Below are 7,291 nucleotides of genomic sequence, written 5' to 3' on the forward strand. Positions count from 1 at the left end.
TTGCTGAACCATGAGACATCGGATCACCTCCTTTCGCTTGTTGATAGCCAAACGGACGTACATCGCCCGCCCCCGCAATGTGCGTAGTCGCCGGGAGGTTGGCAAGGCCAATCTGTGTTTAGCTCGGGCTAGCCGCGACAATCCTGGGTGACGCGGCCGATCTCGGCGTGCGCGGGGACCACGAGCGGTGGTCGGCCCGCCTGTTCGACGACGAATTTGCCGCGGCTGAAGGCGAGCGCGTCGAGCAGCGGGTCGGTCGGCGCCAACGCGGCGGCGACGTCCCCGGGCGACCCGCCGGTCGGCTGGACGGGCACGGCGCGCGTAGCGCTTGATGCGCGGAACGTCAGCGGCGTCGCGGGTGCGCCGTTCCGCGACACGAACATCCGCCCTTCGCCCAAGTCGCAGCGCAGCGTCAGCAGCGCGTCCGAGCCTGCCTCGCCGAACAGCGCGGTCGCGCCGCGCGCGTCGCGGCGGTAGCTCCAGCCGCCCGGCGTGAGCGGCCAGTCGCGCCAGTCGGACCCGAGCGCGGCGATGGGCGCGACCGGTTCCACCACGCGCGTCGGCGGCGGCGCGACCGGCGGCTCGGGTGGCCGGCCGGCCGGGACGCAAGCCGCGAGCAGGGCGAGAAGAAGAAATAGTGATTGCCGCATGCGTCCGCTTACGACCATCTGCGCCCGGGGCTCAACCCCGCCCGACCGTCGCGCTCGCCGGAACCGACCCCGCCCGCGACCGGTTGAGCCGCCGAACAGGAGTTCGAGCCCCATGTCCACGACCGATGCCCCCACCCAACTGCTCGCCCAGGCGGCGCTGTCCGTCACGCTGAAGGTCGAATCGCGCGACGGCGACCTGGCCGGATCGGTCTACGCGTTCCTGATCCACAAGGATTCCGGCCGGGTGACGCATGCGGTGCTCAGCCTGGGCGGATTCCTGGGGGTCGGTAAGAGCTATTACCCGCTCCCCTTCGCGCTCCTGCAATTCGATCCGGTGCGCGACCGATATGTCGTGACGATCGACCGCCGCGTGCTCGAGGGCGGGCCGAGCTGGGCGTCGAACGCCCCCGTCTTCGACCAGGCCTATGCCGACCGGGTGGCGAGCTATTACGGCGTCCGTGCGGAACCGCTCGCGGCCGGTTAGGCGAGGCCGCGCCCCCGCGTCGCGCGGGTCGGGGCGACGAGATGCTCAAGGAAATTGCGCAGTTCGGTCGTGCGCTTGGCGCGGTCGATCAGTTCGGTGTCGAGGCCTAGCCGCCAGGCGAGGTCGCGGCGGGTCGGGTCCGCCGCCAGCGCGTCGATCAGCGCGGCCTGCGCCTCGATCTCGGCTCGCGCGCGGGCGAGTCCCGCATCGACGAGGTCCGACGCCTGTCGGCGGAGCGCGGCCGCGACCTCGGTCAGCGACAGTTCGGGATGATACTGCACGCCCCAGAACACGCCGGGGCCGACGCGGATCTCCGCCGCCTGCACAGCGGTCACGCCGTTGCTCGCGAGCAGGGTCGCGCCCTCGGGCAGCGTCTCGACCTCGTCGCCATGGATGGATGCAGCGTCCCAGACGGGGGCGCGGCCGGCGAGCAGCGGGTGGTCCCGCCCTTCCTCCGTCGCGGCGATGCGGCGCGCGAAGCCCGCCTCGCGCCGGTCGCCCATCGACCGCACGACGCCGCCCGCCGCCGCGACCGCGACCTGGAGTCCCGCGCACGATCCGAAGGAAGGCGTGCCGGACGCGAACACCCGGCGCATGAACTCGACCTCGCGCGCGGCCTCGGGCGTGTCGTCATAGACGTGGAGCGGGGAGCCCGTCAGGAACACCGCGTCGTAACCGGCGATCGTCGCCTCGTCGGGGATGTCGCCGTCCGCATCGGCGGGGGTCGCCCGGTCGATCGTGGCACCGGGCGCGAGCGACTGAACGAGATCGCGCATCGTCTCGCCCGAACTGCGCCCGACGCTGGCGCGGCGTTTCTCGCGATCGGCGGGCGGCTCACTTTCGGCGATCAGAAGCCGCATCGACCCGTCCCATTGGCGGAAACGACCGCCGTCTTCGACATCCATCACGCGCAAGCGTCCGGTCGGGCGGCTTGGTTCCCGGCCGCTATTCGACCAACGATGCCATCTGCGCCTCGTTCGCGCGGGTCGCCTCCGTCCGGAGCAGTTCGGGATCGAGCTTCGCCTCGACCAGCACCTCGTTGGTTACGACGACCGTGGTGCCGACCTTCGTTACCGCGAACAGCCGCTTGGCGAAGGCGGTCGGCAGGCGGACGCAGCCGTGCGAGGCGGGAAAGCCCGGATCGCGCCCGGCATGGAGCGCGATGCCGTCCCAGGTCAGCCGCTGCATATAGGGCATCGACGCGTCATACAGGTTGGAACGGTGCGCCTCCGCCTTTTGCAGGACGGGGTAGATGCCGGTCGGGGTCGGCTTGTCGTCGGTGCCCGTCGACACGGCGGTCGCGGCGACGAGCGTCTCGCCACGGTAGACGAAGGCGCGCTGGAGCGGGAGCGAGATCACCACCGTCACCGGCTCGGCGGTGCCTGGGTCGCTCCACACGAACCGGCCCGGCGCGAGCGTCGCAGCGGCGTTTTCGACCGCCATCGCTGTTCCGTTCGAGGCGAAGGCGGGGGCCGCGCCCGCCATCGCCAAAGCCGCGCCGATGGTCAGATCGAAGAGCCTACCCATGCTTGCGCACCTCGTATCAATATTCCTTCCCCGCTCCTTAAACACCGAGGCCGGCCGAAGGTGCCGTATTTTTTTGACACAGGTTAGGGGCGTGGGCGCGTCGAATGGAGGCCTGGCCAAGGCAACCTGCGGCGAATGCTAGAGAATTCTTCACCCGCATCAGCTACATAAGTCGGCGTGGTCGGGTTTCTTTCGGGGAAATACATGCACGACGATGGTGATGCGCTGCACGCGAGGCGGGCGCTGTTGAAGAACGGTCTGCTGCTGGCGGGCGCGGTCGCCGCGCCGGGCGCGATCGCCGCCGCCGCCAAGCGTCGTCCCGACCGCATCACCTCCGCCGACCTGCGTCCCGTCACCCCGCCGCCGCCCATCGTCGGCAAGCCGCGCATCGTGGCGGTCACGTCCCCGCACGTCGTCCGCCCCGAACTGATGCGCCGCGCGATGGCCGCGCTCGGCCGGCATGGCTCACGCGTCAAGCGCGACCGGATGGCGATCGTCGACTTCTCCGCGAAGTCCGCCGAACATCGGTTTCACTTTGTCGAGTTGACGAACGGTCGCTCCACGTCGTTGCGCGTCGCGCACGGCAGCGGGTCCGACCCCGCGCATACCGGCTGGCTCCAGCGTTTTTCGAATGACCACGGCTCCAACGCTTCGTGCGAGGGCGCGTTCGCAACCGCTGATTATTACGAGGGCAAGCACGGCCTGTCGCAGCGGCTCCACGGCCTCGACGTCAGCAACAACAACGCGCTGGAGCGCGCGATCGTGGTTCACGGGGCCTGGTACGCCAACCCGGACATGATCCGCACGCACGGCATGCTCGGCCGCAGCCAGGGCTGCTTCGCCTTTGCCGAGGCCGAGTTGGCGCAGGTATTCGCGAAGCTCGGCACCGGCCGGATGATCTACGCCGCCAAGATCTGACGCTTGATGGCCACGGGCCCTTGCGCGGGCGTCGTGGATAGGCGCACGGTGACGTCGGAGTAATCAGCCGCCCATGCGATCCGACGCCCTTCCCGCGCCCTTGAGGGCGCTGCCCTGGCGCATGCTGCTGGCGATGCTCGGCGCGACCGCGTTCGGGCTGCTCACGCTTTATTCGGCGGCGGGCGGCAGGGTGATGCCATGGGCGGGCAATCAGGGCATCCGCTTCGTCGTGCTGTTCGTGGTCATGCTCGCGCTGTCCTATGTGCGCGTCGAGACGTGGCGGCGCATCGCCTACCCCGCCTACGCGATCGCTTTCCTGATGCTCATCGTCGTGGAGGCGATGGGGCATATAGGCATGGGGGCGCAGCGCTGGATCGATCTGGGGATCATCCGCGTCCAGCCGTCCGAGTTCATGAAGCTTGCGGTCGTGCTCAGCCTCGCGCGCTTCTTCAACGGGGTGCCGCCGCGCTTCATCGGTCGACCGGCCGTGCTGCTCGTCCCCGTCCTCCTGATCGGCGCGCCGGTAGGTCTGGTGATGCTCCAGCCCGATCTGGGCACCGCGCTGATGATCAGTTTCGCGGGGGTCGCGATCCTGTTCCTGGCGGGCATCCAGCTTCGCTGGTTCCTGGGCGGCGCCGCGCTGCTGGCGACGACGGCGCCGATCGCCTGGGGCATGCTCCACGATTACCAGCGCAACCGGGTGTTCACCTTCCTGGACCCGGAATCGGACCCGCTTGGCACCGGCTACCACATCACCCAGTCCAAGATCGCGATCGGGTCGAGCGGACTGTGGGGCAAGGGCTATCTGGGCGGCTCGCAGTCGCACCTGGACTATCTGCCCGAAAAGCAGACCGACTTCATCTTCGCGACGATGATGGAGGAATGGGGGCTCTTGGGCGGGCTGACCGTGCTCGCGCTCTATAGCTACATCATCTGGTGGGGGTTCCAGCTCGCGCAACGGTCATCGACGGTGTTCACGCGGCTGACCGCGATGGGGCTGTCCTTCACGCTGTTTCTGTATGTGGGGATCAACCTGGCGATGGTGACGGGGTTGGCGCCGGTGGTGGGCATCCCGCTGCCGCTCTTCTCCTATGGCGGGTCGGCGATGATGACGGTGCTGATCCTGTTCGGGATCCTGATCAGCATCCACCGCGAGGAGCGGCGCTCACGATAAGTTCCGCCGACGCGGTCACGATAAGCTCCGCCGACGCGGTCACGATGATGCCGTCGCGGACCTCGACCGGCCAGGGGGTAAGCGACGCGCCCACGCAGGGTCCGCCCCGGCAAACGCCCGTCTCGATGTCGAACAGCGCCGAATGCCAGCCGCAGGCGATAAGGTCGCCCGACGGCGTCAGATAGTCATCGAGCACCTTGGCGAGCGGTAGGCCGGCATGCGGGCAACGGTCGACATAACCGTGCACGTCCACACCCTGGCGCACGACGAAACCGTGGAACCGGCCCGCGCGCATCTCCAATACGAACCCGCGGGCCTTGCCGTCGGGGATGAGGTCGAGCGGGCCTAGGGTGACGTCGGCCGGGGTGGAGGAGAGGCGGTTCATCGGTCCAGTCACGATTCCAACAACCTTCGTCATGCCGGACTTGATCCGGCATCCCGCTTCTTCTCGGGCGGAAGCGGGACCCCGGATCAAGTCCGGGGTGACGGAAGGGGGGTCGGCATCTTGTGCTTACCCCGGCAGCCTCGCCTTCGGAAAGTCCGACCACACCTCGTCATAATCGAGCTGCGCCGTCTCCAGCGCGTGCGCGGTCGGGCGGTAGGCCCAGCAGCTCTCCACCATGAACGCCATCGTGCCCGCGATCTTGTGCGGCTTCAGCTCCGCCTCCGACGCGCCGCGCCAGCTCGCCAGGTCCGGGCCGTGGCCGGCCATGAGGTTGTGGAGCGACAGGCCGCCCGGCTGGAACCCCTCCGCCTTGGCGTCGTACGCGCCGTGGATCAGCCCCATCGCCTCCGACATGACGTTGCGATGGAACCAGGGCGGGCGGAACGTGTCCTCCGCCACCATCCAGCGCGGCGGGAACACCACGAGATCGGCGTTGGCGCGGCCGGGCACGTCCGACGGCGAGGTCAGGAGCGTGAAGATCGACGGGTCGGGATGGTCGAAGCTGACCGTGCCGATAGTATTGAACCGTGCGAGATCGTAGCGCCACGGTGCGAGGTTCCCGTGCCAGGCCACCACGTCGAGCGGGCTGTGATCGAGCTCGGTCCGCCAGAGCCGACCGCCGAACTTCTGGATGACCTCGGTGGCGTCGTCGCGGTCCTCGAACCAGGTGATCGGTGTCTCGAAATCGCGCGGGCTGGCCAGGCCGTTCGCGCCGATGGGGCCGAGGTCGGGCAAGCGGAACAGCGCGCCGTGGTTCTCGGCGAGGTAGCCGCGCGCCTCGCCGTCGGGGAGCAGCGCCCGGAAGCGGACCCCGCGCGGGATCAGCGCGATCTGGCCGGGCGCGACTTCGATCCGGCCGAGTTCCGTCAGCAGCTCGAGCCGTCCCGCCTGGGGAACGAACAGCAGCTCGCCGTCCGCGTCGAAGAAGACGCGGTCGGTCATGTCGTCGTTCGCCGCGTACACATGGACGACGACGCCCTCCAGATCGGCCGGCGGCCGGTTGGTCAGCATCGTCGTGACGCCGTCGATCAGGTCGGTGCCGGGCGCGGGCGCCGCGACGGGGTCCCAGCGCAGGCGGTTGGGGGCGAGCGGGGTGGCGTCGTCGCTTCCACCAAACCGCGCCGCTCCCTGGTAGGGCGTGAAGGGCGGGTGCTCGGCGGTCGGACGAATGCGGTAGAGCCAGGAGCGGCGGTTCTCGTGGCGCGGCGCGGTGAAGGCGGTGCCCGACAGCTGCTCGGTATAAAGGCCGAACGGAGGGCGCTGCGGCGAGTTGCGCCCGATCGGCAGCGCGCCGGGGACGGCCTCGGTGGAATGATGGTTGCCGAAGCCGGGGAGGTAGGCCGCGTCGGCGGCGGCCTGGGTGATCGCGAAGGGTGTGTTCATGACGATATTCCTTAACCCTATCCAGCCCTCGTCACCCCGGACTTGATCCGGGGTCCCGCTTCTTGGGCCGGAAAAGCGGGACCCCGGATCAAGTCCGGGGTGACGGGGAGGGGGTTGCTTCCCGTCTCACCGCCCCGCGTCGGACCCGGCAAAGCCGCGCCCTGTGCGCGGCTCCGCCGTGCCGGCCGGGCGCGGCTCGGGCGCGTTCGCGCCCGCATCGGCGGACGCTTACGCGTCCACCTTTATGACGCCGCGCCTGATCTGATCCAATTCGATGCTCTCGAACAACGCCTGGAAGTTGCCGATCCCGAACCCCTGATTGCCCTTCCGCTGGATGACCTCGAAGAAGATCGGCCCCACCAGCGGCTCCGTAAAGATCTGCAGCAGCAATCCCTCGTCCCCCACGTCGCCGTCGATCAGGATGCGGTTCCGGCGCAGCCGCTCCAGGTCCTCGCCATGGTCGGGGACGCGCTTGTCGACGAGCTCGTAATAGGTTTCCACCGTATCCTGGAGCTTGACGCCGCGCGCGCGCAGCCGCTCGACGGTGTCGAAGATGTCGGGCGTGGTGAGCGCGAGATGCTGAATGCCCTCGCCGTTATATTCGCGGATGAACTCCTCGATCTGGCTGTTCTCGTCCTGGCTCTCGTTCAGCGGGATGCGGATCGCCTTGTCGGGGGCGATCATCGCCTGGCTGAACAGCCCGGTCGCCT

Annotated in this window: 9 protein-coding genes; 3 read left to right on the plus strand and 6 right to left on the minus strand. The window is 68.9% G+C overall.

Annotated features, from left to right (window positions below; translation table 11 throughout):
- Positions 1 to 128 precede the first annotated feature (128 nt).
- Positions 129 to 650, minus strand: coding sequence for a hypothetical protein (locus tag ACFE71_RS13980; protein WP_375429383.1), 522 nt, complete (start codon positions 648 to 650; stop codon positions 129 to 131).
- Between the two features lie 112 nt (positions 651 to 762).
- On the opposite strand from ACFE71_RS13980, the gene ACFE71_RS13985 reads away from it, so the two are divergent.
- Positions 763 to 1,134, plus strand: coding sequence for a PRC-barrel domain-containing protein (locus tag ACFE71_RS13985; protein WP_375429384.1), 372 nt, complete (start codon positions 763 to 765; stop codon positions 1,132 to 1,134).
- Here ACFE71_RS13985 and ACFE71_RS13990 read toward each other — a convergent pair.
- Both ACFE71_RS13990 and ACFE71_RS13995 read right to left on the minus strand, forming a co-directional pair.
- Positions 1,131 to 1,994 (minus strand): type 1 glutamine amidotransferase, encoded by an 864-nt coding sequence (locus tag ACFE71_RS13990; protein WP_375429385.1) that lies wholly within the window; start codon positions 1,992 to 1,994, stop codon positions 1,131 to 1,133. The genes ACFE71_RS13985 and ACFE71_RS13990 overlap by 4 nt on opposite strands.
- An 85-nt stretch (positions 1,995 to 2,079) precedes the next feature.
- Entirely contained in the window at positions 2,080 to 2,661 is a 582-nt protein-coding gene (locus tag ACFE71_RS13995; protein ID WP_375429386.1) for a L,D-transpeptidase family protein, read from the minus strand.
- 204 nt (positions 2,662 to 2,865) lie between these two features.
- Here ACFE71_RS13995 and ACFE71_RS14000 point away from each other — a divergent pair, with 204 nt between their 5' ends.
- On the plus strand, positions 2,866 to 3,579 hold the full coding sequence (locus ACFE71_RS14000; RefSeq protein WP_375429391.1) for a murein L,D-transpeptidase catalytic domain family protein: 714 nt from the start codon (positions 2,866 to 2,868) through the stop codon (positions 3,577 to 3,579).
- A gap of 73 nt (positions 3,580 to 3,652) precedes the next feature.
- Positions 3,653 to 4,753, plus strand: a complete 1,101-nt coding sequence (gene rodA / locus ACFE71_RS14005; RefSeq protein ID WP_375429387.1) for a rod shape-determining protein RodA — start codon at positions 3,653 to 3,655, stop codon at positions 4,751 to 4,753.
- Here the strand turns inward: rodA and ACFE71_RS14010 are convergent.
- The 3 genes from ACFE71_RS14010 to ACFE71_RS14020 all read right to left on the minus strand — a co-directional run.
- A complete protein-coding gene (locus ACFE71_RS14010) occupies positions 4,719 to 5,138 on the minus strand; it encodes a Rieske (2Fe-2S) protein (RefSeq protein ID WP_375429388.1) in 420 nt (139 codons plus the stop codon). The genes rodA and ACFE71_RS14010 overlap by 35 nt on opposite strands.
- Positions 5,139 to 5,264: 126 nt before the next feature.
- Positions 5,265 to 6,581 (minus strand): homogentisate 1,2-dioxygenase, encoded by a 1,317-nt coding sequence (gene hmgA, locus ACFE71_RS14015; RefSeq protein ID WP_375429389.1) that lies wholly within the window; start codon positions 6,579 to 6,581, stop codon positions 5,265 to 5,267.
- Between the two features lie 228 nt (positions 6,582 to 6,809).
- Positions 6,810 to 7,291 (minus strand): VOC family protein (locus tag ACFE71_RS14020; protein ID WP_375429390.1); only part of this gene is annotated, 482 nt, incomplete at its 5' end.

It is taken from the genome of uncultured Sphingomonas sp. (assembly GCF_964237155.1).
Taxonomy (GTDB): Bacteria; Pseudomonadota; Alphaproteobacteria; order Sphingomonadales; family Sphingomonadaceae; genus Sphingomonas.